Here is a 24,131-nt window from a genome sequence, read left to right on the forward strand (position 1 = left end):
GCACACCCGCGGACACCACCAGCGGACACCAGCGATGACGAGAACAAGGCGGCGACCCGATGGGACGACACGGCGACCAGGCACGTCGCGCGCTACTGGACGCGGCGGAGGAACTCTTCGCCACGGAAGGGATCGACTCGGTGTCCAACCGGCGGATCTGCGTGCACGCGGGTAACGCGAACCACTCGGCGGTCAGTTACCACTTCGGCGGCCGCGAGGCGATGCTCCGCGAGCTCGTCGAGCGCCACACCCAGCGGACGCGTTCGCTGCGTGCGGAGATGATGGCCGCATTGCCCGCCGAACCACTCATCGCCGACCTGCTGCGGTGCCTCATCCAGCCGGTCACGCAAACCCTCGACGGCCTGCCGTTGCCGACGTGGCGCGCGCGATTCGTGCTCCAGGCGCGCGATGTGCCCGCACTCGCCACCCTGGTCGCCGAGGTCGCCAAAGCCGATTCGGTGGTCGACGAGATGGTGACCGCGATCGCACACCAGATGTCCTGGTTGCCCGGGGACGTCATCCGGGGACGCATCTGGATTCTGGCGCGCATGGTCGTCGACGTGTGCGCTGAGTACGAGGCGGCGATCGCAGCCGGGAAGACCGATCCCCAATGGGCCGCCTTCGGAGGTTTCCTCACCGATGCGGCCGCCGGGATGCTCTCGGCGCCGGTGACGGAACCGAGCTCGTTCAGCCCGGCCTCACCGGGGGTGCTGCTCTAGCCCCCGCCTGGCCGGTACGACGCGGTCAGGCAACCAGGCGGTCGGCGGCGCTGCGGATGCGCTCGTCGGTGGCAGTCAACGCCATCCGAACGTGCCGGTGGCCGACAGGTCCGTAGAAATCGCCTGGCGCGCAGAGGATTCCGCGTTCCGCCAACCACGCGACGGTGTCGCGGCACGGCTCGTCCCGGGTGGCCCACAGGTACAGGCCGGCCTCGGAGTGATCGACGCGGAAACCCGCCGCCTCGACAGCGGCGAGCAGCGTGCGGCGCCGGGCCGCGTAGCGCTCACGCTGTTCGTCGACGTGGGCATCGTCGCGCAGCGCTGCGGTCATCGCGCCCTGGATGGGGAACGGCAGCATGAGGCCCGCGTGCTTGCGGACGGCGAGCAGCTCGGCGATGAGGTCGGTGTCGCCGGCGAAGAAGCCCGCCCGGTACGACGCGAGATCGGAGATCTTCGACAACGAGTGGACGGCGAGCAGGCCGGTGTGGTCGCCGTCGCACACACGCGGGTCGAGAACGGAGAGCGGCGGCTCCCCCTCCCAGCTCAGACCCAGGTAGCACTCGTCGGAGACCACCACGGTGCCCCGTTCACGTGCCCAGCCGACCACCTTGCGCAGATGGTCGAGACCCAGGATCTTGCCCGTCGGATTCGACGGCGAGTTGATGAACATCAACGCCGGGTTCATCGGGCCGAGCGCGATGGTCGAGTCGGCGCGCACCGCGCGCGCACCCGCGAGCAGCGCACTGACCTCATAGGTCGGATAGGCGACCTCGGGGATGACCACGTCGTCAGCGGGCCCGAGCCCGAAAGTCGACGCCAGACCGGCGATGGCCTCCTTGGTCCCGATGACCGGCAGGATTCCGGACTGGTCGAGACCGGTGACCCCGTGACGCCGCGTCAGCGACTCCGCAGCCGCCTCGCGCAGTTCGGTGGTACCCGTCGTCGTCGGGTATCCGGGGAACTCCGCGGCGTCGGCGAGCGCCTCGCGGATCAGCGGCGGGACCGGGTCAACCGGGGTGCCGACGGAGAGGTCGACGATGCCGTCGGGGTGTGCACGTGCGGCGGCCTTGGCGTCGGCGATCGTGTCCCACGGAAAGTCGGGCAGGCGCCGGCTCACACGTGTCGTCGACACGCGAAGCGGCGCTGCTGCACGGGACACCGGGGTGCTCACTGCGGGTTCCCCATGGCGCGTCTCGGTCAGTCCTCGGCGTTCATCGGCGGCAGAGCTTTGATGAAGGCCGGGTCGGCGTCGGTCTTGCCGACCTTGCTCGCGCCGCCGGGCGAGCCGAGATCGTCGAAGAAGTCGGCGTTCGCGCTGACGTACGGTTCCCACTCGTCGGGAACATCATCCTCGTAGAAGATCGCCTCGACCGGACACACCGGCTCGCACGCACCACAGTCGACGCACTCATCCGGCTGGATGTAGAGCATGCGTCCACCCTCGTAGATGCAGTCGACGGGGCATTCCTCCACGCAGGCCTTGTCCAACACGTCGACGCAAGGCTCCGCGATGATGTAGGTCACCACTCACTCCTTCGCTAGGAAGATCGTTGTCGGCGCGAGGCGGATGAGCGGTTCGGCGTCGAACAACTCTCCGGCATCGGCACCGGTGCGATCCGAGGGCTGGTCGAACCGCAACCCACAGTATCCGCCCCGGTGGTGCCCACGACGAAATCACCCCCGGCTCCAGAGCGCGCAGGACGCCCTGTTGTAACGAGAATCACGTCGTGAGCGAGTCACACGTCCACATCGAATCCGAGGTCGACGTCGCAGGCGGCCTGCCCGCCGCGGACGCCCCAGCTCTCGGTCGGCAGGTCCCGGACGATCACGGTCACGTGATCGCGCGGAATCTCGAACTCGGCGATGCGGTCGACCACCTCGGAGTACAGCCGCCGTTTCGCGTCGACGGCTACTGGAGTCGGAGGAATCCGTTGTTCCGGAAGATCAGCGGCGACGCCGCACGTTCATGGCCGACGGACAGCACCTCAAAGGTGACGATTGTGTGATCACCGGCCGGTGCAGTGCCGGCAATCGCGCACTCCATCCACGTCGACGCGTCATTGACGAAAAGCGCACCGCCCGGAGTGACAGTCGTGTCCAGCCCCGCAAAGCGGTCGCCATCCTGACCGGCGAGCTTGCGGCACACGGGCCCCTGATCCTCGGTGAGAACGGAGATGCCGATCCGGTCTGCCCGGCTGAGGATCGGCCATGTCGTGGACTCGTTGCGGACGGAGAATGAAACCATTGGTGGCGCATAGGACACACCCACCGCCAACGACGTGGCCGCCAGACCTCGCGGCTCACCGTCAACGACCGCACACAGCGCGCCGACAGCCGCCGGGAAGGCACTGAACGCGGTCGTGATCTCAATGGAATGTGAACGGGCAGACGCCATCACACTGGCAGAATCGCCGAATGTGCCCGGCACGGCATGGCATGGAATGTCATCGACTTGAGACACGGTTCTTCCTTGTCTTGTGAGAGTGAAGTGTGGGAACTCGGCGCCGAACACAGGTGATGGACCGGCGCTCGGCCCCGATGGGGTCACCGAACGAGAACGAAGACGCCGAGGAGAGACAACCCGGAAATGAGTGCCGTGCCGGTGAAGGCCAGAAGCACCGGACGCCAGCTGGAGCGGAACAGGGTCCGGAGATTCACGCCGGCCCCGAGTCCGAACATCGCGCCGGCGAGGATCGCCGTCTGCCAGGTCTCGACGACGTCGAGAAAGCCGGCGGGCAGCACTCCGGTCGACCGAATCCCCGCGAACGCGAGAAACGCGATCACGAACAGTGGGATCAGTGGGGGCCGTTTACGAGTGCCATCAGCATCCGCCTGACTTGACTCCTCGAAGCCGAGCACCGACGGCCACTTCCAGCGGAGCACACCGATCGTCGCAACGATCGGCGCGAGGAGGACGACCCGGGTGAGCTTGACCAGGATCGCCACCCCCAACGCCACTGACCCGGCTGTACTCGCCGCCGCCACCACCTGGCCGACCTCATGAGTGCTCGAGCCGACCACGATGCCGTAGCCACGGTCGCCGAGCCCGAGCACCGGCTGCAGGAGCGGCCAGGCGAACATGACCGCGGTTCCGAACAAGGTGATCAGTCCGATCGCGAGGCCTGCATCGTTGTCGTCCGCGTCGGTCTGGTCACGCACCCCTGCGATCGCCGAGGCGCCACAGATCGACGTGCCGGCGGCGATGAGGATGGAACCAGACGGGGCGATGTTCAGCCGTCTGCCCAGCCAGACCATGACGACGAACGTGATAACCGTGCTGAGGACCGCGGTCGTGACTACTCCCCAACCGAGACTCGCGACGGCCTGCAGAGGCAAGGAGAACCCCAGCAAGGCGACACCGGATCGGAGCGTCATCTTCGTCGCCTTCGCAAGACTGTCACCGAGGTTCTCCGGCACCAGACCGAGATTGGCCATCGCGATGCCGATCACCACAGACCAGGTCAGCGTGCCGAACACGCTGATCTGGGTGTGGAGATACGTTCCGATGCACACCCCGGCCGCCAGGAATCCGGCTGCTCGCAGCAGATTCATGAAACCGGCGGAACGGCTCGTAGAGCTCGGGACAGGTTCGGGCAGGGTGTCGGCCGCGGTCAAGACTCCAGGAGGTGGTCGCGGAGCGTGACCCCGGTGTACTGGGTGCGGTAGCGCCCGCGCCGCTGGAGCTCAGGAACAACCATGTCGACGAATTCCTCATAGCAACCCGGCGTATAGGTCGCGATCAGCATGAACCCGTCTGCGCCGCCTTCGTCGGTGTATGCCTCGAGCTGGTCGGCGATCTCCGCCGGAGTTCCCACCAGAACCGGCATACCCATCCCCATCGCGTAGATCTGCGCAGCCTCACGAACCGTGACGGGCTCGCCACCCTTGGCGTACAGGATGGATTCGAACAGACCCTGGATCCCCGGCACCTCGATGTCCTGCACGAAGTCTTCGAGATCGATCGTGGAGAAGTCGAGACCGAAGTGTCCCGAGATCCAGGCCAGCGCACCCTCGAGCGGGATGCACGACCTGATGCGCTCGTACTTCGCGACGGCTTCGTCGTGGGTCTCGGCGACAACGGTCTGGACGCCGAAGAAGTACTTCACATCACCGGGCGCACGGTCGAACGTCACCACTCGGGCATCCAGGTCGGAGGTGTACTCCTTCATACGCTCGATGTTCGGATGCACCGCGAAGATCGCCTCTGCATGTTTGGCGGCGAAGTCGCGACCGCGAGGAGACCCGCCCGCCTGCCACAGCACCGGACGGCCCTGGGGGGACGGCGCGACGAAGTGCCGGCCACGACACTGGTAGTACTCACCCTTGTGGTCGACGACCGCGACCTTGTCCGGGTCCGCGTAGATGCCGCTCTCGGCGTCGGCGATGATCGCGTCGGGCTCCCACGAGTCCCAGAGCTTGTAGCACACCTCCATGTACTCCTCGAGGCGGTCGTAGCGATCGCCGCGAGGTGCCATCTCCTGGCCGTATGCGTCCCACTCGCTCTTCGAGTACGACGAGACCACGTTCCAGGCCACGCGTCCTCCCGAGAGGTGGTCGAGACTCGAAAGACGCCGGCACATCGAGTACGGGTGCTCGAATGCCGTCGAAAGCGTGACGCCCACGCCCAGGTGCTCCGTCGCTCCGGTGATGATCGGGACGATCGTCGAGGGTTCATGGGTCGGGCACTGCACGGCGTACTTCACCGTTGCGTCCGAGCTGTCCTGGTAGGTGTTGTAGGGCGCGAGCTCATCAGCGATGAACACGCCGTCGAACAGGCCACGCTCCATGACACGGGCCATGTGCTCCCAGTACTCCGGGTCCGTGAACTTCCAATTGACCTTGTCACGCGGATGACGCCACATTCCGGTCGCGTGGCTGTTGACGCCATTCTGGATGAATCCCAGCAGGTGGATATTCTTGGACATCTTTGTCGCTCCTCAATTTCTGAGTGGATGGAAAGAGTGTGCCGCCGGAAAGCTTCGGCACTCTCCTACGGCTCGACGGTGACGATTTCGGTCGTCTCGGTCGTTTTGGGTTCCGAGGGTTGGGATTTCGCGTCGACCCGGAACGCCGAGATGACCGCGACGGCACTGCCCATGCTCAGCGCAGGCAGGAGATACCAGCCCCAGCTGGTATAGCTGATGATAAGGAGACAGCCCGTGGAAGCCGCCACTCCCCCAAACGCTTTGACCGCAAACGATCCGACCGCACTCACCGGTTCCGCGGCCACATCGTCGCCGGTGCTCGACCGCAAGCGACGGAACTCGGTGATCATGTGCGAGACGTAGAGAACCGCGATTATGATCGCGACGGGTACGGCAATCCAGAAGAGTGTCATGACTGCGCCTCCGAAGCACTCGAGCCGATGAGGTCTTCCGACTCGCCGGCGGCAAGTCGGTCGCCACCCTTGTCGAGGCGGCTGAAGTCATAGTTCGTTTTCGTCATCAGGCTGACGGTGACGACGATGAGGATCGAAAGACCGATAAGCGTTGCGGTACCAGCCAATTCGTTCACGGTCTCACGGACATAGAAGCCCACCGCCGCCGACACCAAGACTCCGAGAATGAAGGCCCATGCGTTCATCCGACGCCAGAAGATCGCGGCGCCCAGCGGAACGATCAGCGAAGCCTTGAAAAAGTAGATCGTGTTGACGGTCGTGATGTAGTCGCTGCTCGCGAGAACGACCACACCGCCGATGATTCCGCCGGCGACGATGCTCGCCTTGGTGATCTTCAGGAGGTTGCGGTCCGACATGGACGGCCAGCGGCGGCGGACGATGTCTGTGGCCACCAGCGAGGACAGCGCGGAAAATGCTCCGTCGACGGTGGAGTAGCACGCCTGCAGAATGATCATCACGTAGAGGACGATGATGATCACGGGCAGACCCATGTGCGTCACCACATAGGGCCCGATCGCTCCGGCACCGTTGGCACCGAGGTCGTCGGCGCTGACGCCCATGGAGATGCCCACCAGGCCCAGCAGACCGAGCGTCAACGGAATCGGATAGAACCACAGGCCCGCCCACAGGAAGGTGCGAGCCATGGTCTTTGGCTTCATCGACCATGCCTTCTGCCAGAAAGTCTGGTCGGCCATTGTCGAGGCGAGCAGGCCGAGTGCCAGGGTGATACCGAAACTCACCGCCGCGGCGGGGGCGAACGGTTCCAAATTTTGCGGGTCGGCCTCGCCGACCTTGCTGAACACGGCCTCGGCGCCGCCGGCCTTGCCGAGGACATACAGGACGACCAGCGCCGCAGGAACGGTCGTCCCCAGGGTGCAGAGTGCTCCGGTGATCGCCGATGTCCAGATACCGCCGAAGTACGAGTACACGGTGACGACGATCAGCGCGACCACCAGAACCGCGGTGGCCGGTAACCCGAAGACCACATCCATGACCAGCACGATCCCGAACAGGTTGATCAGGATCTCGCAGATGATCATGGCGATCATCACGACGAGCATCAGGCTCGCGACCAACGGATTGTCGAACCGTTTCCGGATGAACTCGACGATCGTGTAACCCTCCGGCATCCGGCGGCGGAGGAGAACGGCGAACGGGATCATCAGCATGACCGCGAGTCCGTTCGGAACGACAAACCACAGCAGTCCGCTGGTACCGAAGCTGAAAGCTTGAGCCGAGGACATCATCACCGCCATGGACCAGGTCCACACTGCGATGATCGATCCGACTCCGAAGCCGAATCCGACGCGACGGCCGGCGACGATGAAATCTCCGGTGTCGTGTACGAGCTTCTTCACAACGAGCGCGATTGCCAACAGGCATGCTCCGAGCCCGATGAGCAGGCAGTAGCCAAGCTCTGGTGACAGTGTCATAAGCGTTCCCATGGTGGGTGTGGTGTCTGTCGACGCCTGGGCTCCGATGCCGAGTCGTCGAAGTGTTCACCTGGTTGATGTATGGACCCGGTGCGTCGCCGATGACGGACGGGTGCGACCGGGGCGATGCGTGATCCGTTGAGAGGAGCCAGATCTCGTCGCGCCCGAGGCGCCCCCTGTTTGTAGGGCAAGTGCTGGGGTCGGCACACATCGAGGTGTTGCGGATGTGTTACCGGCCGCGGATCACCGTCTGAAACCGCGTCGTTCCGCAACCTCGAGAAGGTGTCGGGCAGGCTCGGTGAGGGCATTGTTCCGCGGCGACCACACGGCCGTGATGTTGCGGATCAAGCGTGTGTTTTTGATCGGGATCACCTGCATGCGGCCCGACTCGATGTCGTCTCGCACAATGAGCACGCTGAGCACAGCGGGACCGGTCCCTCCGATCACCGCGGTCTTGACGGCCGCGTTCGTCGGGAGTTCCAACGCGGGAGGTGCGATCGCGGTCCCGGGCAGCCGTGACTGAACCATGCGCTCGTAGCTGAGCCGTGTACCCGATCCGATCTCTCTCGTCACCAGCGGAGTCGCGGCGAGCTGGGCGAGCGAGACACCTCCGGCGTCTGCCCCGGTCCGATGCCCCGAGGCCCACGGATGGCTGGGCGCGACGACCAGGACCAGCTCATCCCGCGATACCTTCCGGCTGCGCAGATCACCTGGCAGATCCGGCGTTTCCACAAAGCCCAGGTTGTGCCCACCACTGCGCACGAGTTCGAACACCGTGCTGCTGTTCGCGGCTGTGACAGCCGCGGCGTCTCCGAACAGTTCGCGGAGCTGAACGAGCCAGCGCGGGAAGAGGTACTCGGTGACAGTCAGGCTGGCCGCGACGCGCACGACCGCGTGGTCGCCACCCCGTAAGGAGCCCATCGTCGTGTCGATTCGTTCGACGACTCCGAGCAATTCCTCCGCCATCCCGGCAAGGGTGACGCCCGCCGGGGTGAGCACTGAACCGAAGCGGGTTCGCGACACGAGTTGTTGGCCGACCGAACGCTCGAGACGTTTGATTCGAGCCGACACAGCCTGCTGGGTCATGTTGAGACGATCGGCGGCCTGGCTGATGCTCTGGGACTGCCCGAGAACCGAAAGCGTTTCCAGGAGGGGTACGTAATGTATCGCCGATGTTTCCACCGCCAACCCTCCCGAATTAGAATTTGTATGAGCACAACCATTGTTTGTGGCGCTACGTTCGATCGTAGTTACCTTCGGCTGATGCTGCCGTTCAGACGAGGGGGCCGAACTGTTCACGAGTCCTGCGCCGCCGACGCCGACGCCGACACGAAGTTGCGATGATCCCGGCCGAGATCACTGACATCGACCACCTGGATTCCGAGACGTCGCGCAAAGGCGGACAGGAACTCCGCATCCAGTTCTTCTATTCCATTGACGACCGACGCCGTAGCCACGACCCCGCTCAGTCCCGCAGACGAACTCATTGCCCAGATTGAGTCATAGATCGACCATCGGGCGGCACTGAAAGCACCACCGACAGCGATGGGGACCACATGGCCGGGCCGCACGAAATGCTCTGCTCGTGCTCCGGGATCGGCGAGGAGACCTACCGTGTGGGCACGATCTGCCCCGGAGATACCGGTCGTGATTCCCGAGGAAGCATCGACTGCAACACAGAACCGACCACTGTCCCGCTCGAACCCGGGTCTCATCAGCATCAACCCTGCGCGCGTCATGACATTTGTCGGGACCGTTGCGAGCACGAATCCCGACGTGTGACGCACCAGGAATGCGGCGGCGTCAGCTCCGAACGACTCACCTGCGAAACAGATCTGGGCCTCGAGTCCGGCGTTGCCGTGTCCTGTGACGATCACAGGCGAACCGGATAGGAGAGCTTCGGATATGGTCGCGGAGTCAGCGTGCGCACTCGCAGTCGAATCGCCCGCCCGATCTGCATCGTTCTCTCGCTCAGTGCATTGTGCGGTGATAGTCGTAGCTGATGAATTCATCATGTGCCACCTCGTGTCGGGACCGGATACGGTCACGACTATCGACACCACCGCAGTCACGAGCGAATTCCTGGGTTACGGCGGTGTGACAACCGACATGACCTGGGACACGCAACCGGCGACTTTCGCTCACTGTGCCGACAATTTTCGACGAGCCTCGACCTGTTGGGCATTCTCGTCGGCATGTTCGTCGTGAATTCGGTCGCTGTGGGGCGCCCTCTCACCGGCCTGTGGGCTGTGTCGGGGCTCGAGCCGGCGTCGCGGGCCATGTGTATGTGCTGTCGCTGACCTCGGTTCCGACCCGCACGTCCACTCCCCTCAAGGATCTCCTCATGACCTCGACCCTTGCCCGCACCACGTCGGCCTTCCTCCGCTCGCAGCACCTCACGCCCACCATCCGCACGCGGGTGGCGGCCGACGCCCCGCGCCCACGGACCCATCTGCCGACGCACCTCCGACCCGCCGACCTGCTCCGCATCACCGACCAGGGCGTCGCCGACGTCCTCGACGGCCGCCACGATGCGCTGCTGCCCGCCGAGTTCGATACCCGACGACGGTGGTCGACGCGACTCTTCGCCGACGACGATCTCGACGTCTGGCTGATCAGCTGGACACCCGGGCAGGCCACCGAACTGCACGACCACGCCGGCTCGCTCGGCGCGCTGACCGTCCTGTCGGGGTCCTTGCGCGAGTACCGGTGGACCGGAGACGATCTGGCCGTGCGCGTTTTCGACGCCGGCGACCAGGCCGCCTTCCCACTCGGATGGGTACACGATGTCGTGCAGAACCCAGCGCCCGCGCACCCCGAATCGGGCGGTCCGCTCGCCGTCACCGGCCCCACGCTGAGCGTCCATGCCTACTCCCCGCCACTGACCGCGATGTCCTATTACGAGGTCGCCGACGGCGGTCATCTGCGTCGTACACGCACCGTCCTCACGGACGAACCCGAATGAGCGACGGCAGGCCGACGCCCCGCACCATCGACGAGATCCTCGCCGACGCGCGTGCACGCCTCGAGCGGATCGACGCCGCGACGGTGCCCGACGAACTCGCGGCCGGCGCCGTCCTCGTCGACATCCGGCCCGCCGCGCAGCGCGCCGAGGAGGGCGAGGCACCGGGAGCGTTGGTGATCGAACGCAACGTCCTCGAGTGGCGATGCGATCCGGCCGGTGATGCACGGATTCCACAGGCGATCGATCACGACGTGCGGTGGATCATCCTGTGTTCTCAGGGCTACACGTCGAGTCTCGCCGCAGCGGCGTTGCAGGACCTCGGGCTGCACCGGGCGACCGACGTGATCGGCGGCTACGAGGCACTCGCCCCGTTCCTCGACTGATCACCGCTCGCGGTGTGCGACCCTGCGCGGCTCAGGCGACGGCGGGCCAGGGCCGTGGCGCGGGGCGGGTGTCGACGGCCAGCCCGGTTGCCGGGTCCGAGAGCGCCGACACGTGGCGCGCCAGTGCCGGGTCGATCCAGTCGTCGCCGGCGAGAACATACCGCGGCTGCGCCGTGATCCGTTCGGTGAGAACGAAACCCGACTCCGCGGTGCGTGCGGCGAGGGCGTCGAGGTTGGGCCACGGGCGTTCGGGGTTGACGTGATCGGGGGTCAACGGCGACACACCGCCCCAGTCGTCGACCCCGGAGGCGATCAGCGCGGCGCATTCCGCGGGCGAGACCAGGTTCGGCGGCGCCTGGATGCGCATGTGCGGTCCACAGACGATGCGGGCCACGGCCACGGCCGCGAGGAATTCGGTCATCTCCGCGTCGGGGGTCGAGCGCATCGCGGTGTCGGGCTTCGCGCGGAAGTTCTGCACGATCACCTCCTGGATGTGTCCGCCCCGGGCGTGCACGTCGGCGATCGCCAGCAGCGATTCGGCTCTCTCGTACAGTGATTCGCCGATCCCGACGAGGATGCCAGTGGTGAACGGGACGCGCGCCGTACCCGCATCGCGCAGCACCCGCATGCGGACCAGCGGGTCCTTGTCGGGGCTGCCGTAGTGCGGTTGCCCTTTCTCGGTGAACAGACGGCGCGAGGTGGTCTCGAGCATCATGCCCATCGACGGCGCCACCGGGCGCAGATGCCGGAGCTCCTCGAGGCTCATCACGCCCGGGTTCAGGTGCGGCAGCAGACCGGTTTCGGACAGCACCGCCACCGCCGCCGCTCGCACATAGTCCAGCGTCGAGGCGTAGCCGCGCTCCCTGAGCCAGTCACCGGCCTGCGACCAACGGTCCTCGGGTCGGTCCCCGAGGGTGAAGAGTGCCTCCTTGCAACCGAGTTCGGCCCCGCGGCGGGCGAGGTCGACGACCTCGTCGAGCTCGAGGTACATTCCCTCGCCTGCGCGTGCGAGCTTGCCCGGCACGGTGACGAAGGTGCAGTAGTGGCATTTGTCGCGGCACAGTCGGGTCAGCGGGATGAACACCTTGCGCGAGTACGTGACCTGCCGCGGCCGGCCCACCGCCTCGAGTCCCTCGTCCCGGATCTGCCCGGCGATGGACTGCAACTCGGCCAGATCGTCACCGGCACAGGACAACAACGCAACGGCGTCGTCGATCCCGATCGGTGTGCGTGCGCGGGCGGCGGACAATGCCGCCGCGATGGTGGCCGGTTCGGTCATCACTGTCCCTCTGCGAGTTCGGAATCGGTGGTCGCGTTCGGTTCGCCGGTCAGATACGGGGACGGGTCGAAGGTGCCGTTGCGTTCTCGGAACGACGCCGCCGTCCCCGGCCACAGCAGCGTCAACCGCCCGCTGTCGGGGTCGACATACCAACTGTCGCAACCGGTCAGCCACACGGTCGACGCGCTGCGCTCGTCGATCTCGCGGGTGTAGGCGGCCTCAGCCTCGGCCGAGACCTCGAGTGCCCGGACGTCGGTGTCGCCCATGAACTCCAGCGCACCGAGCACGTAGTCGAGCTGCGTCTCGATCATGTAGATCGCCGAGTTGTGGCCCAGCGCCGCGTTCGGCCCGTCGAGCACGAACATGTTCGGGAATCCGCTGACGACGGTCGAGGCATACGAGGTCATGCCCGATGACCAGTGCTCGGCGAGGTGCAGTCCCGCGCGGCCGACGACCCGGCTCGCGGCCGGCGGACGCGCGGACTCGAAACCCGTTGCCATGACGAGGAGGTCGAGGTCGAAGGTGCGTCCGCTGCGCGCGGTGGCCTTGGACTCGGTGATGGACTCCAGCGCACTCGGCTCGAACACCACGTTCGGCCGCTGCAACGCAGGATAGAAGTCGTCGCTGAGAAGGATTCTCTTGCAACCGATTTCGTAACCCGGTGTCAGGTGGTCACGCAGCTCCGGATCGTCGACCTGCTCGTGGAGATGGTTGCGGGCGCGGGCCCGGATCTCGTCGATGTCGGGGTGGAGGCCGAGTCGCTGCCGGAACGCCCCGTCGGCCTCGGTGAGGAGCCGGTGGCGGACCTCGCCGGCGACCTCGGGATCGAGTAGGGCGGCGCGTTCGTCGGCCGAGTACCGGCGGTCTTCGCGCGGCACCACGTAGGGAGCGGTCCGGCAGAACACGACGAGTTCCTCGGCGGCGTCGGCCAGGTGCGGGATGAGCTGCACCGCCGACGCACCGGTTCCCACGACACCGACCCGGGCACCGTCGACGGCGACGTCGTCGTGCCAGGCCGCCGTGTGGACGACCTGACCGGGAAATTGGCCGAGACCCTCGATGTCGGGGATCTTCGCCTCCGACAACCGGCCGACGGCGAGGACGAGACTACGCGCGCGGAACGCCCGGCCCGGTCCGTCACCGTTGCCTGCAGTGATCATCCAGCGGGCCGCGGCCTCGTCCCAGGCCGCCTGCCGCAGTTCGCAGTTCAGCAGGATGTGCTCGGCCAGGCCCTCTTCGGCGACGGTCAGCTCGAGGTAGTCGCGGATCTCGTGCCCACTCGGATACCGCGAGGCCCAGTCGGCCGGCGGACGGAACGAGAACGAGTACAGGTGTGCGGGGATGTCACAGGCGATGCCGGGGTAGACATTGTCGCGCCAGGTGCCGCCCACCGCGTCGGCACGTTCGAGGACGACGAAGGATTCGCGGCCGCGACGGGCGAGTTGCGTGGCCATCCCGAGACCGGCGAAGCCGGCACCGATGATGGCGACATCGATCTCCTGCGACATGTCGATGTCCACCCGCTCACCCCCCTGCGTCGTCGTCACCGTCACGAACGTACCTGCGGGATCGGGAGCAACCGATGGGCTTCCGGCTCGGCATAACGCGTGGTGCGCTGACGCGGTGTACGACCGGCGCGTTCGGCGATGGCGACGAGGGTGTCGGCGTCGAGGACCCGGCCCACCTCCGGACCGGCATCCGGCATGAGCCGACCGTCGAGCAGCAGGCCGCCGATGTCGTCGGCGCCGCCGCGCAACAGCAGGTCCACGGTGTCGGGGTCGAGCTTCGTCCAGGCGACCTGCACGTGGTCGATGAGACCGACGGACATCAGCCGGGCGACCGCGTGCAGTGCGCGGGTCTCCCGCTGCGAGGCGGTCGACGTCGCGGCGGCGGTCAGATGCGGCGGCGTGTTGGAGGCGACCATCGGCATCAGGATCAGCTCGCTGAATCCACCCGTGCGGCGCTGGATCCCGAGCAGTGTCCGCAGGTGCGCGACCTGATGCTCCGGGGTCTCGACGTGCCCGTAGACGATGGTGGCCGTCGAGAAGAGTCCGACGCCGTGCGCGGCCTCGATGACCTCGATCCACTCGCGGGCGGGTGCGGAGCCGGTGGGTGACAGGAACCCGCGGACGGAGTCGTCGAGGATCTGGGCGGCGGTCCCGGGGATCGACCCGAGCCCGGCGGCGCGGAGGCGGCGGAGGTGTTCGACGATCGGCACCCCGGTCCGGGCCGCACCGTCGGCGATCTCCGCAGCGCGGTACGCGTGCAGGTGCAGACCGTCTGCCGCATCGGTGATCTCCGCGACGAGGCGGACGTAGTCGGTGGCCGGCCGGTCGGCGGGCAACGGGCCCTGCATGCAGATCTCGGTGGCTCCGAGTTCCACGGCCTCCCCGACCAGCTCGGCGAGCGCGGGCTCGCCGGGGCGGCGTTCATCCGAGATGAGTCGGGCGGCGACCCCGGTGTCCAGATTGCGGTTCACGACGAAGGTCACGGCGTCGGGATCGGTGACCCTCGCCCGGACGGTGTCGGCAAGTTCGCACAGTTCTTCCAGCCGGGTGCCGGAGGCGCCCAGCAGCGCGACCCAGCCCTCGTCGTCGAGGGCATCGGGGCCGAGGGCTGTCGGGTCGTCACGGAGACGACTCAGGGCCGCCGTGACGCGCTCGATCGGGGCCGTGATGTCTTCGGCCCACGCGCGCAGAACCATGACCACACTCTAACGCTCGTTCGGTTACACCCTTCGCCCCGAGGGAACGGCGGCGGGGAAAGTCAGTCGTCGGCTTCGGGAAGCCGATGGGTCCAGCCGAGAAACGCCGCCGGGCCGACACCCAGCACCAGCAGAAAAAGGGTCTGCACCAGGTAGTTTCCCGACGTGCTCAGGATGACGTCGCCACCCGGCCCCGGGATCCCGCCGGCGATGACGACGACGAGCCCCCATGCGGCAAGCGGTGCATAGCGCAGCGGTGACGAGGTGTATCCGGCCGCCAGCCACAGCAGCACGGCGTTGAGAAGTCCGCCGATCAGAGCCGCGACAGGCAACGCGACCCCGCCGAACCGCAGGTACGCGAAGGCAACGCTGAGCAGGCCCACCACGAAGCCGTCGAGGGTCAGCAGCGCCAGCAGGAGCCGGTCGCGGACATGCGGATCGAGCGCTGGCATCTTCGCTATCCGATCCCGGCGAAGAGGTCCGTCTCCCGGTCGCTGCCGGGGGCCTCACGCGGATCGTGGTCGGTGAGGATGAAGTGCTCGTGGTCGTGGATCGGCTGCAGGATGTTGTTCGACAGCGCGTACTCGGTCCCCGACGGCGCGACGGTCACCTGCGTGGCGTGCGCGGCGAGTCCGGCGACCTTGTGCGAGTAGTACGCCCGCACGTCGACCTCGGTGGTGATCCGGTCGTCGGGGTAGCTCGGCAGTTCGCCGGGCCGCGGCATCCGCCAACCGTCCGGCACGGCGCGAGCCGCCGCGAGACCGTTCTCCAGGGCGCTGCGCTCGGTGACCGACTCGTACAGCTTCGCCGGGCCCGCACCGGCCTCCCGGGCACGCGCGACCGCGGCCGCGGTGACCTCGTGGACGAGTTTGTGGTCGGGATGGCCGTAGGTGCCCGACGCGTCGTAGCTGACGACGACCTGCGGGGCGAAGCCGAGGAGCAGGTCGAACAGCACGCCGACCGGCTCGTCGAACGGCGCCCGGACGAGCGCGCGCGGGTGGTCCGCCGACGGCGCCCCGGCCATGCCGGAGTCACGCCAGCGGCCGGCCCCGCCGAGGAAGCGGGGCGTCAGGGCCGGCCCGTCGGCCGGGCTGAGTGCGGCGAGGGCACGGGTCAGTTCGGCGATGCGGTACCCGCCGAGCTGGTCGGCGCCGCCGTCGGAGACGAGCTGTGCGAACTCGTCTCCGATGACCTCGCCCTCTTCGCCGAGGGTGAAGGTCAGGACGCGAACGTCGACGCCTTCGGCGAGGTAGCGGGCGATGGTCCCGCCGGTCATGATCGTCTCGTCGTCGGGGTGGGCGTGGACGAGCAGCAGCCGCCGGTCGGCGGTGGGAGAAGCGTCGGTCACGAGAGTTCCCAGTTGACCGCGGTCCCGAAGATCGACTCCTGGATCGGGCCGGTGAGCGGCACATCGCGCACCTCGGGCGTGACGCCGACGATCATCGAATCCTGGTACAGCGGCAGGTAGATGGCCTGCGCGGCCAGCAGCGGCTCCGCCTGCTCCAGCGTCGAGATCGGGTCGTTCTCGGACATCGCGTTGCGTGCGAGTTCGATCAGCGTGGGATCGCAGAGACCGGAGATGTTGCTGGCGTAGCTGTCGCCGACGTCCCCACCGCTCGGCGCGATGCTGGTCGGGGTCGGCGGTGTGGCGGGCGACGGCTCCGTGCTCGGTTTGGGTTGGTTGCAGTCGACCTGCGATGCCAGTGACGCCGCGGGCGGCACACCGAGTCCGGTCCAGCCGACGACGAGGTCGACGCGCTTCTGGGTCAGCGCCGAGCCGTACAGCTCGCTGTTCGGCATCGTCACCACCTGGGCACGGATTCCGGCGCTGCGGAGCTGGTCGACGACGCTCGCCGCGGCCGACGTGGCGCGGGGGTCACCGGCGACGGCGCCGACACGCACGAGGAGGTCCTGGCCCTCCTTCTGGAACGGCAGGACGCCCTCGGGCAGCTTGGCGACCTCGACCGCACCGGGGGTCGGCGTCGCCGCCGGGGTCGACGGCGTGGACGAGCCCGACGCAGAAGGCGATTCCGACGCAGGCGCACCGGTGGATGGCTCGGGGACGGGCGAGGCCTCTCCGGCCGTCTCCGGGTCCGCCCGGCGGTATCCGGCGTCGGCGAGGAGCGCGTCGACCGCGGCACGATCGGGTCGCGCCCGCGAGACGGGCGTGTACCCGGGGTCGGACGGCGCGAAGACGGTGTTCGCGTACGGCTCCACGATCCAGTCCCCCGCACCGGCGAAAGTGGTCAGCCGCGCGTCGACGAGGCCGAGGATCGCGCGCCGCAGCTCGACCGAGCTCATCGCGTCGGTGCGGGCGTTGACGCTGATCCCCAGTGACCTCGAGGTGAGGCTGCGTTCGGTCTCCAGGCCGGGTAGTGCCGAGAGTTCGGCGGCGGTCGCCGGCGAGGCCCCGAGCGCGACGATCTCGGAGTCGCCGGAACGGACGGAGTCGAGCATCTGGGCGTTGTTGCCCGCGCGGCGGAGCACGACCTGGTCGAGTCGGGGCGGTGTCACCCAGTAGCGGTCGTTGCGGGCCAGCCGCACCTCGTCGCGGGTCTTGTCGATCCCGACGATCGCGTACGGGCCGGCCGACACCGGCTTGCCGGTGTCCATGCCGGTCTGGAAGCCGGCGGGGGCGCCCTTGAGGACGTGACTGGGCAGCAGGCCGGTGAACAGCTCGCGCCAGGCCGGGTACGGCCGCTCGAAGCGCACCTCGACGAGCTTGCCGCCCTCGCGGGACTGCACGGAGTCGATGAGGCGGTAGCCGGCCGGGGCCACCACGTTGGGCTGACGCGACATCTGCTGCCACAGGTAGCTGAAGTCGTCGCCGGTGACCGGCAGGCCGTCGGACCACTGGGCGTCGGTGTGGATCCGGTAGGTCACCGTGAACGGCTGCCGCGACGTCACCTCCGCGGTGGTGACGAAGTGGCGCTGGAGTTCCCAGACAGGTCCGGCAGGTGTCTGCACGGGTGAGAAGGCGCTCGGCAGTGTCATCGCGGCGACCGCGGTGGTCACCGGATTCTGGTCGGCCGCGATGTGCGGGTTGAACCCGTTGCCGACCGAGTCGGTGGCGATGAAGACCGTCTTCGCGACCGGGTACTCGGTCGGCGTCGGCGGCGGACCGGTGTCGCGGACGGGCGGCGGCGGATCCGCCGTGCACGCCGTCAGGGCGATGAGCAGAGCGGCGCCGCACGAGAGCAACCCGAGCACACGGCCCCGGGTCCGGTTCGTGGCGTCGCGACCCTGTGGCCTCGCGCGTTTCACCTCGGATACCCCCATGAAGATGCTTCTCGGTCGATCGGACGAGTGCCGGTCTCCCGCTTGCGCGAGAGACCGGCTCGGCGGTCAGCTGACCGCGGCGTCCCGGGACTTGGCCCGCGAACGCTCACGGGCGCGGGTGTTCGAGTCCAGGTGCACCTTACGCACCCGTACGACCTCAGGGGTGACCTCGACACACTCGTCGGCGGCACAGAATTCCATGGCGGCCTCGAGATCGAGCTGCATGGGCTTGGCCAGCGTCTCCATCACGTCGGCGGAGGACTGACGCATGTTGGTCAGCTTCTTCTCGCGGGTGACGTTGATGTCGAGGTCCTCGTGACGCGGGTTGATACCCACGACGTGACCTTCGTAGCTGTCGTCGCCCGGGTTGACGAAGAACGTGCCGCGGTCGGCGAGCTGGATCATCGCGAACGGGGTCACCGTGCCGGAGCGGTCGCTCACGAGCGAGCCGGTGTGGCGGGCGCGGATCTCGCCGGCCCAGGCGTCGTAACCGTCGAAGACGGCGTTGGCGATACCGGTACCGCGGGTCTCGGTGAGGAAGTCGGTGCGGAAGCCGATCAGACCGCGCGACGGGACGATGAACTCCATGCGGACCCAGCCGGTGCCGTGGTTGTTCATCTGCTCCATGCGGCCCTTGCGGGCGGCCAGCAGCTGGGTGACCGCACCGAGGTACTCCTCGGGCACATCGACCGTCAGGTGCTCGAACGGCTCCTGGACCTTGCCGTCGACCTTGCGGGTGACCACCTGCGGCTTGCCGACGGTCAGCTCGAAGCCCTCGCGACGCATCTGCTCGACGAGGATCGCGAGCGCGAGCTCACCTCGACCCTGTACCTCCCAGGCGTCCGGACGGCCGATGTCGAGCACGCGCAGCGACACATTGCCGATGAGCTCGGAGTCGAGGCGCTGCTTCACCATGCGGGCGGTCAGCTTGTGACCGGACACGCGACCCGCCAGTGGCGAGGAGTTGGTGCCGATGGTGACCGAGATGGCCGGCTCGTCGACGGTGATGCGCGGCAGCGGCTTCGGGTTCTCGAGGTCGGCGAGGGTGTCGCCGATCATGATCTCCGGCATACCCGCGACGGCCACGATGTCGCCGGCGACCGCCGACTCCGCCGGTGCGCGTTCGACGCCGACGGTGGCGAGGAGTTCGGTGATCTTGGCGCGCTCGACGACGGGCTCACCGTCGACCTCGCGGCACCAGGACACCTGCTGACCCTTGCGCAGGGTGCCGTTGTGGATGCGGACGAGCGCGAGACGGCCGAGGAAGGCCGACGCGTCGAGGTTGGTGACGTGGGCCTGCAGCGGGGCCTCCGGATCGCCCTTGGGCGCCGGGACGTGCTCGAGCAGGACGTCGAAGAATGCGTCGAGGTTCTCGGCGTCCGGGATCTCGCCGTTGGCGGGCTGCTCGATGGAACACACGCCGGCGCGGCCGGAGGCGTAGAGCACCGGGAGTTCGAGCACGAGCTCGGCGGCCTTCGCGGCTTCCTCGTCGAGATCGGAGGCGAGGTCGAGGAGCAGGTCCTGCGTCTCGTCGACGACTTCCTGGATGCGCGCGTCGGGGCGGTCGGTCTTGTTGACGACCACGATCACCGGAAGCTCGGCGGCGAGGGCCTTGCGGAGCACGAAGCGCGTCTGCGGGAGCGGCCCCTCGGACGAGTCGACCAGCAGCACGACCCCGTCGACCATCGACAGGCCGCGCTCGACCTCACCGCCGAAGTCGGCGTGGCCGGGGGTGTCGATGACGTTGATGACCACCTCGGTGCCATCCGGCTGGCGCCGGTGAACCGAGGTGTTCTTGGCGAGAATGGTGATGCCCTTCTCACGTTCGAGGTCGCCGGAGTCCATCACCCGGTCGACGACCTCGGCGCGCTCTCCGAAGACGCCGGACTGGCGCAACATGGCGTCGACGAGGGTGGTCTTTCCGTGGTCGACGTGCGCGACGATGGCGACGTTCCGGAAGGTGGGGGCAGCGCTCACAGGCTCTCTTTCGTGTTGATGGGGACCGCCTCGGCGGCAGGCATTCAGCTCGCGGCCGAACAGCTCTGACCGGCGACAAGTGCAGATCACCTAGGGATTCAACGCTACAGAGTATCGGTCTATGTGGTGAGACCGCGATCACAGGCTTCCGAGCACCCGTTATTAGGGTCTGCTAACCTCGCCGCATGGGTAAGGTCGACGCGGCCAAGGTGGGCTCTCTGAAGCCCAAGAAGAAATGCTGCAAGAGCACCACGCGGTGCGTGCGGTGTCCCGTGGTGATCCACCGGATGCGCAAGCTCCACACCTCGGACATGAGCAAGAAGGAACTCAGCAAGGCGCTGAAGAAGGCACGCGCCGCCTGAGCACTCAGCTCGGCGGGATCTCGTCCTCATCGACCGATCGGACCGCCACCGCCAGCGCGACTGCCGCGATCCCGACGGCCTCCAGCGGCCGCGGAACCTGACCGAGGACGATCAGGCCGATCACCGCGGCCGTCACCGGGAGCAGCGCGAGCAGGATCGCGAACCGCGCTCGCCCGACGCGACGCAGCACGACCTGGTCGAGGGCGTACGGGATCGCGGTCGACGCCACGCCCAGGACCAGGCCCTGGCCGATCAGCGCGACCGGAGAGACCCCATCGCCCACCGCCTCGGAAGAACCCCGACCGGCTACCGCCTCCAGCACCCACCACGCCAGCGGCGAGGTCACGAGTGCGGCGATCACGAAGCCCGTGGCGAGGTCCTCGACGCCCGCCCCGCGCGCCGCGACCCGCTTCCCCAGCACGATGTAACCGGCCCAGCACGCAGCGGCGGCCAGCGCGAGCAGCACTCCCACGCCGGTCCCCGACCATCGGACGTCGGCGATGAGGACGACGCCGAGGCCCGCGAGCACGAGTGCCGCGATGTCGCGTCGGGTGCGGGAACCCAAGGCCGCCACCGTGATCGGGCCGAGGAACTCCAGCGCGACGGTCGTACCCATCGGCAGGTGTGCCAGCGCCTCGTAGAAGGTGATGTTCATTCCCGCGGTGATCAGGCCGAAGCACCCGGCAAGCCGCAGGCGGGACCACTGCCACGCCTGCCGCGGCGGCCGGACCCAGATCAGCAGCACCAGTGCGGCGCCGGCGATGCGCAGCCACGCCACCGCCGATGGAGCGACGTCGTCGAAGAGGCCGACGGCGACCGCCGCACCGAGATACATCGACGTCGCGCCGAGCACCATCAATCCCGGTGGGAGCAGGAGGTCGCGTCGCGCGGTATCCGTCATCAGGCGGCCGTCGTCACCCGATGACCGCGACCCGCTCGGGTACCAGGCGGATCCGCACCCGGTCGCCGATGGCAACGGATTCGTCTGCCACGGCGTCGATCTCGCCGACCGCCGTCTCGATGCGCACGCGTGGACCGGCCGGAAGTTCGGCGACGAGCACGACCGTCGCGAGGCTCCCGCCCGGATCGTCCGTGCCTGCCGGACCCACGACCTCGACCGACTCCGGGCGGAGCCCGAGCCGGCGCGAACCGTCGGGCAGGTCGAGGGCGATCTCGCCGAGCACGGTGTCGGCGATTCCGGCGCGCACCTGCGCGTCGACGACGGTGGTGACGCCGAGGAACTGTGCCGTCCACTCGTCCAGCGGACGTCGCCACAGCTGTGAGGGCGTGGCGACCTGCACCATCGCGCCGTCGCGCATGACCGCGATCTCGTCGGCCATGGTCGCGGCCTCGGCGTGATCGTGGGTGACGACGACGGTCGGTACGCCGGCCGCGCGCACGATCTCCGAGATCTCCACCGCCAGCTCATCTCTCAGGCGTCGGTCGAGTGCGGCCAGGGGTTCGTCGAGCAGGAGCAGCCGCGGATGCGGAGCGAGGGCACGCGCCAGTGCGACTCGTTGCGCCTGCCCTCCGGAAAGGGTGTCGACGGAACGCTTCTCGAAGCCGGGGAGACCGACGACGTCGAGCAGCTCGGTCACGCGATCGGCGATCCGGCGACGCGACCAGCGCCGCATCCGCAGTCCGTAGCCGATGTTCGACGCCACGCTGCGTCCGCCGAAAAGCTGTCCGTCCTGGAAGACCACCCCGAAGTCGCGTCGGTGTACCTCCACCCCGGCGAGGTCCTGACCGTCGAAGCGCACGACCCCGCGGGTCGGCTGCTCCAGCCCGGCGACGGCGCGGAGCAGCGTCGACTTTCCGCACCCTGACGGCCCGAGGACGGCGGTCACCAGCGACCCCGATCCCCCGACCTGCCAGGACAATCCGTCGATCACGGTGTGCCCGCCGTAGGCGACGGCGAGGTCGGAGATCTCGAGGAGGGCATGGGACCTCGTCGCGGGGCCTTCTCCGTTCACAGCAGCGGCACCTCCGATCGGGGACGGAACGCCTCGACCACCAGCACGGCGAGGGTCGTCGCGGCGACCAGCACCACGGACGCGGCCATCGCGGTCGCGAGGTTGGCGGCGCCCGGCCGGTTGAGCGCAGAACCGATCAGCACCGGCAGGGTCGTCGTGTCGGCACGGGCCAGGAAGCTGCTGGCCCCGAACTCGCCGAGCGCCATCACGAAGGCGAAACCGGCGGCCGCACCCATCGAACGGCCGACGATCGGCAGGTCGACGGTCGCGAACACGCGGGCGGGCCGGGCGCCCAGCGTCGCGGCGGCCTGCCGCAGCCGGACCGGTACCGATTCCAGCGCGGGGAGCATGATGCGGATGACCATCGGGATGGCGATGAGCGCTTGCACGCACGGGATGATCGCCGGCGACGCCGCGATGGCATAGGGCATCGACGCCAGCACGATCAGGTATCCGAATCCCAGTGTGACAGCGCTGATCCCGAGCGGAACCAGAGAGATGGCCGAGGCGATCGCGCCGACCACCCCGCGGGAGCGGTGGAGCGCGACGGCGGCGAGCACGCCCACCACCAGCGCGATGACGGTCGCGAACGCCGCCGACACCAGCGAGTACTCGAGACTCTCCAGCGGCGTGACCCCGTTGACCGGTTCGGCGAGGGCGCGATACCCGGCGAGCGTCCATTCCCCGCCGACCGTCGGCCGCACCGACCGCGCGATCAGAACAACGACCGGCCCGACGAGCAGCACCACCGTCCACACGCTCACCAGCCACATCGCCGGGCGCACGAACCGCCCGTGCACGAATGCCGCATCACGCCGACGCCGTTCGACACCGCCACGGGCCGAACCCGTCCCGGCGGGGTCGGCGAACACGCGGGTGAGCATCAGCGCCGCGAACACGACGACGATCTGCACCATCGACAGCACCACCGCCTCGGGGATACGGAAGTAGCCGATTGCCTGGGTGTATATCTCGGTCTCGAGGGTGCGCAACTCCCCCGCACCGAGGATGATCACGACGCCGAAGCTGGTGGAACAGAACAAGAAGATCAGTGCGGCGGCACCGGCGATGGCGGGCAGCAGTCGAGGGATCACCACCGTCAGCGTCGCACGCAGCCGCCCGGCGCCCAGGGTGCGCGCCGCCTCGAGCAACCGGGGGTCGAGGTTCCGCCATGCCGCGCCGACCACGCGGACGACGACGGCGACGTTGATGAACACGTGCGCGGCCAGCACCGCACCGAGACCGGATTGGATGTGCAGGAAGGACAGTGGGCCGGTCAGCAGCGACCGGAAGGCGACGCCGACGACCACCGTCGGCAACACGAACGGCACCGTCACCACGACGGCGAGGAGGACCGAGGCCCGCCCGCCGACATGGGCGTACAGCCACGCGATCGGTGCGGCCGCGACGAGCGCCAGCACGGTCGAGGCCGCCGCCTGCCCGAGGGTCACCCCCAGGAGCGCGAGTGCGTCTGTGCGGGTGAGGAGTTCACCGAGTCGCTCCCCCGACGCCGCGGCCAGGTTCACCGCGCGGCGGACGAGAGCGAGCACCGGCCAGGCGAAGAGGACTGCGATGAACAGAGCCGGGATCAGACGTAGTGCCACCCGGCCGGCGACCGTCGCCGTCCGGCCCGCGGGCCGCGCCCCTGCCCGGCTCACC

The 24,131-nt window shown here is 68.0% G+C and carries 24 protein-coding genes; 4 read left to right on the forward strand and 20 right to left on the reverse strand.

From position 1 onward, the window contains the following. Nucleotides 1-59: 59 nt before the first annotated feature. Nucleotides 60-719: a TetR/AcrR family transcriptional regulator gene (locus GKZ92_RS16160; RefSeq protein WP_155225421.1), complete on the forward strand. Its 660-nt coding sequence runs from the start codon at nt 60-62 to the stop codon at nt 717-719. A gap of 25 nt (nt 720-744) precedes the next feature. Here GKZ92_RS16160 and dapC read toward each other — a convergent pair whose 3' ends face one another. The 10 genes from dapC to GKZ92_RS16210 form a co-directional block, all read right to left on the reverse strand. Then, complete coding sequence (gene dapC, locus GKZ92_RS16165; RefSeq protein WP_155225422.1) at nt 745-1,890, reverse strand: succinyldiaminopimelate transaminase; 1,146 nt, start codon at nt 1,888-1,890, stop codon at nt 745-747. Between the two features lie 26 nt (nt 1,891-1,916). Then, nucleotides 1,917-2,246: a ferredoxin gene (gene fdxA, locus GKZ92_RS16170; protein WP_155225423.1), complete on the reverse strand. Its 330-nt coding sequence runs from the start codon at nt 2,244-2,246 to the stop codon at nt 1,917-1,919. Between the two features lie 209 nt (nt 2,247-2,455). Further along, nucleotides 2,456-2,596, reverse strand: a complete 141-nt coding sequence (locus GKZ92_RS16175) for a tautomerase family protein (RefSeq protein WP_230461817.1) — start codon at nt 2,594-2,596, stop codon at nt 2,456-2,458. A gap of 32 nt (nt 2,597-2,628) precedes the next feature. Further along, nucleotides 2,629-3,180, reverse strand: coding sequence for a flavin reductase family protein (locus tag GKZ92_RS16180; protein ID WP_230461818.1), 552 nt, complete (start codon nt 3,178-3,180; stop codon nt 2,629-2,631). An 83-nt stretch (nt 3,181-3,263) separates the two neighbouring features. Then, the gene (locus GKZ92_RS16185; RefSeq protein ID WP_155225424.1) at nt 3,264-4,271 is read right to left on the reverse strand and encodes a YeiH family protein; all 1,008 of its coding nucleotides are present in this window, start codon (nt 4,269-4,271) and stop codon (nt 3,264-3,266) included. Nucleotides 4,272-4,330: 59 nt separating this feature from the next. Continuing rightward, nucleotides 4,331-5,644 (reverse strand): LLM class flavin-dependent oxidoreductase, encoded by a 1,314-nt coding sequence (locus GKZ92_RS16190; RefSeq protein ID WP_155225425.1) that lies wholly within the window; start codon nt 5,642-5,644, stop codon nt 4,331-4,333. 65 nt (nt 5,645-5,709) lie between these two features. Then, nucleotides 5,710-6,057 carry a hypothetical protein gene (locus tag GKZ92_RS16195; protein ID WP_155225426.1) on the reverse strand — a complete coding sequence of 116 codons (348 nt, stop codon included), beginning with the start codon at nt 6,055-6,057 and terminating at the stop codon, nt 5,710-5,712. Then, nucleotides 6,054-7,550 (reverse strand): sodium:solute symporter family transporter, encoded by a 1,497-nt coding sequence (locus GKZ92_RS16200; RefSeq protein ID WP_230461819.1) that lies wholly within the window; start codon nt 7,548-7,550, stop codon nt 6,054-6,056. The genes GKZ92_RS16195 and GKZ92_RS16200 overlap by 4 nt, the downstream gene beginning before the upstream one ends. A 243-nt stretch (nt 7,551-7,793) precedes the next feature. Further along, nucleotides 7,794-8,849, reverse strand: coding sequence for a LysR family transcriptional regulator (locus GKZ92_RS16205; protein WP_155225428.1), 1,056 nt, complete (start codon nt 8,847-8,849; stop codon nt 7,794-7,796). After that, nucleotides 8,846-9,565: a 3,4-dihydroxy-2-butanone-4-phosphate synthase gene (locus GKZ92_RS16210; RefSeq protein WP_329602431.1), complete on the reverse strand. Its 720-nt coding sequence runs from the start codon at nt 9,563-9,565 to the stop codon at nt 8,846-8,848. Before GKZ92_RS16210 ends, GKZ92_RS16205 begins: the two co-directional genes overlap by 4 nt. Before the next feature lie 329 nt (nt 9,566-9,894). On the opposite strand from GKZ92_RS16210, the gene GKZ92_RS16215 reads away from it, so the two are divergent. Both GKZ92_RS16215 and GKZ92_RS16220 read left to right on the forward strand, forming a co-directional pair. Further along, on the forward strand, nt 9,895-10,515 hold the full coding sequence (locus tag GKZ92_RS16215) for a cysteine dioxygenase (RefSeq protein WP_155225430.1): 621 nt from the start codon (nt 9,895-9,897) through the stop codon (nt 10,513-10,515). Beyond that, nucleotides 10,512-10,898 (forward strand): rhodanese-like domain-containing protein, encoded by a 387-nt coding sequence (locus GKZ92_RS16220; RefSeq protein WP_155225431.1) that lies wholly within the window; start codon nt 10,512-10,514, stop codon nt 10,896-10,898. Before GKZ92_RS16215 ends, GKZ92_RS16220 begins: the two co-directional genes overlap by 4 nt. Before the next feature lie 31 nt (nt 10,899-10,929). Here the strand turns inward: GKZ92_RS16220 and cofG are convergent, their stop codons facing one another. The 7 genes from cofG to typA all read right to left on the reverse strand — a co-directional run bounded on the left by cofG (nt 10,930) and on the right by typA (nt 20,137). Further along, entirely contained in the window at nt 10,930-12,177 is a 1,248-nt protein-coding gene (gene cofG, locus GKZ92_RS16225) for a 7,8-didemethyl-8-hydroxy-5-deazariboflavin synthase CofG (RefSeq protein ID WP_155225432.1), read from the reverse strand. After that, nucleotides 12,177-13,685: a flavin-containing monooxygenase gene (locus GKZ92_RS16230; protein WP_155225728.1), complete on the reverse strand. Its 1,509-nt coding sequence runs from the start codon at nt 13,683-13,685 to the stop codon at nt 12,177-12,179. Before GKZ92_RS16230 ends, cofG begins: the two co-directional genes overlap by 1 nt. Before the next feature lie 41 nt (nt 13,686-13,726). Then, on the reverse strand, nt 13,727-14,881 hold the full coding sequence (locus GKZ92_RS16235; protein WP_196222012.1) for an FO synthase: 1,155 nt from the start codon (nt 14,879-14,881) through the stop codon (nt 13,727-13,729). A gap of 62 nt (nt 14,882-14,943) precedes the next feature. Next, nucleotides 14,944-15,333 (reverse strand): hypothetical protein, encoded by a 390-nt coding sequence (locus GKZ92_RS16240; RefSeq protein ID WP_006359470.1) that lies wholly within the window; start codon nt 15,331-15,333, stop codon nt 14,944-14,946. Between the two features lie 5 nt (nt 15,334-15,338). Next, nucleotides 15,339-16,229, reverse strand: coding sequence for an N-acetyl-1-D-myo-inositol-2-amino-2-deoxy-alpha-D-glucopyranoside deacetylase (mshB, locus tag GKZ92_RS16245; RefSeq protein WP_006359471.1), 891 nt, complete (start codon nt 16,227-16,229; stop codon nt 15,339-15,341). Continuing rightward, nucleotides 16,226-18,160, reverse strand: a complete 1,935-nt coding sequence (locus GKZ92_RS16250; RefSeq protein ID WP_155225434.1) for an ABC transporter family substrate-binding protein — start codon at nt 18,158-18,160, stop codon at nt 16,226-16,228. The genes mshB and GKZ92_RS16250 overlap by 4 nt, the downstream gene beginning before the upstream one ends. 66 nt (nt 18,161-18,226) lie before the next feature. After that, nucleotides 18,227-20,137 (reverse strand): translational GTPase TypA, encoded by a 1,911-nt coding sequence (typA, locus tag GKZ92_RS16255; RefSeq protein WP_006359473.1) that lies wholly within the window; start codon nt 20,135-20,137, stop codon nt 18,227-18,229. A 185-nt stretch (nt 20,138-20,322) separates the two neighbouring features. Here typA and GKZ92_RS23585 point away from each other — a divergent pair, with 185 nt between their 5' ends. After that, a complete protein-coding gene (locus GKZ92_RS23585; RefSeq protein WP_196222013.1) occupies nt 20,323-20,499 on the forward strand; it encodes a hypothetical protein in 177 nt (58 codons plus the stop codon). A gap of 4 nt (nt 20,500-20,503) precedes the next feature. Here GKZ92_RS23585 and GKZ92_RS16260 read toward each other — a convergent pair whose 3' ends face one another. The 3 genes from GKZ92_RS16260 to GKZ92_RS16270 are packed head-to-tail and all read right to left on the reverse strand — an operon-like array spanning nt 20,504 to nt 24,130. Further along, nucleotides 20,504-21,400, reverse strand: coding sequence for an EamA family transporter (locus tag GKZ92_RS16260; RefSeq protein ID WP_155225435.1), 897 nt, complete (start codon nt 21,398-21,400; stop codon nt 20,504-20,506). A 13-nt stretch (nt 21,401-21,413) separates the two neighbouring features. Then, the gene (locus GKZ92_RS16265; RefSeq protein WP_127962697.1) at nt 21,414-22,472 is read right to left on the reverse strand and encodes an ABC transporter ATP-binding protein; all 1,059 of its coding nucleotides are present in this window, start codon (nt 22,470-22,472) and stop codon (nt 21,414-21,416) included. Further along, nucleotides 22,469-24,130, reverse strand: a complete 1,662-nt coding sequence (locus tag GKZ92_RS16270) for an ABC transporter permease (RefSeq protein WP_155225436.1) — start codon at nt 24,128-24,130, stop codon at nt 22,469-22,471. Before GKZ92_RS16270 ends, GKZ92_RS16265 begins: the two co-directional genes overlap by 4 nt. Between the last annotated feature and the right edge of the window lies 1 nt (nt 24,131).

This window comes from Gordonia sp. 135 (genome assembly GCF_009720185.1).
GTDB classification, from domain to species: domain Bacteria; phylum Actinomycetota; class Actinomycetes; order Mycobacteriales; family Mycobacteriaceae; genus Gordonia; species Gordonia alkanivorans.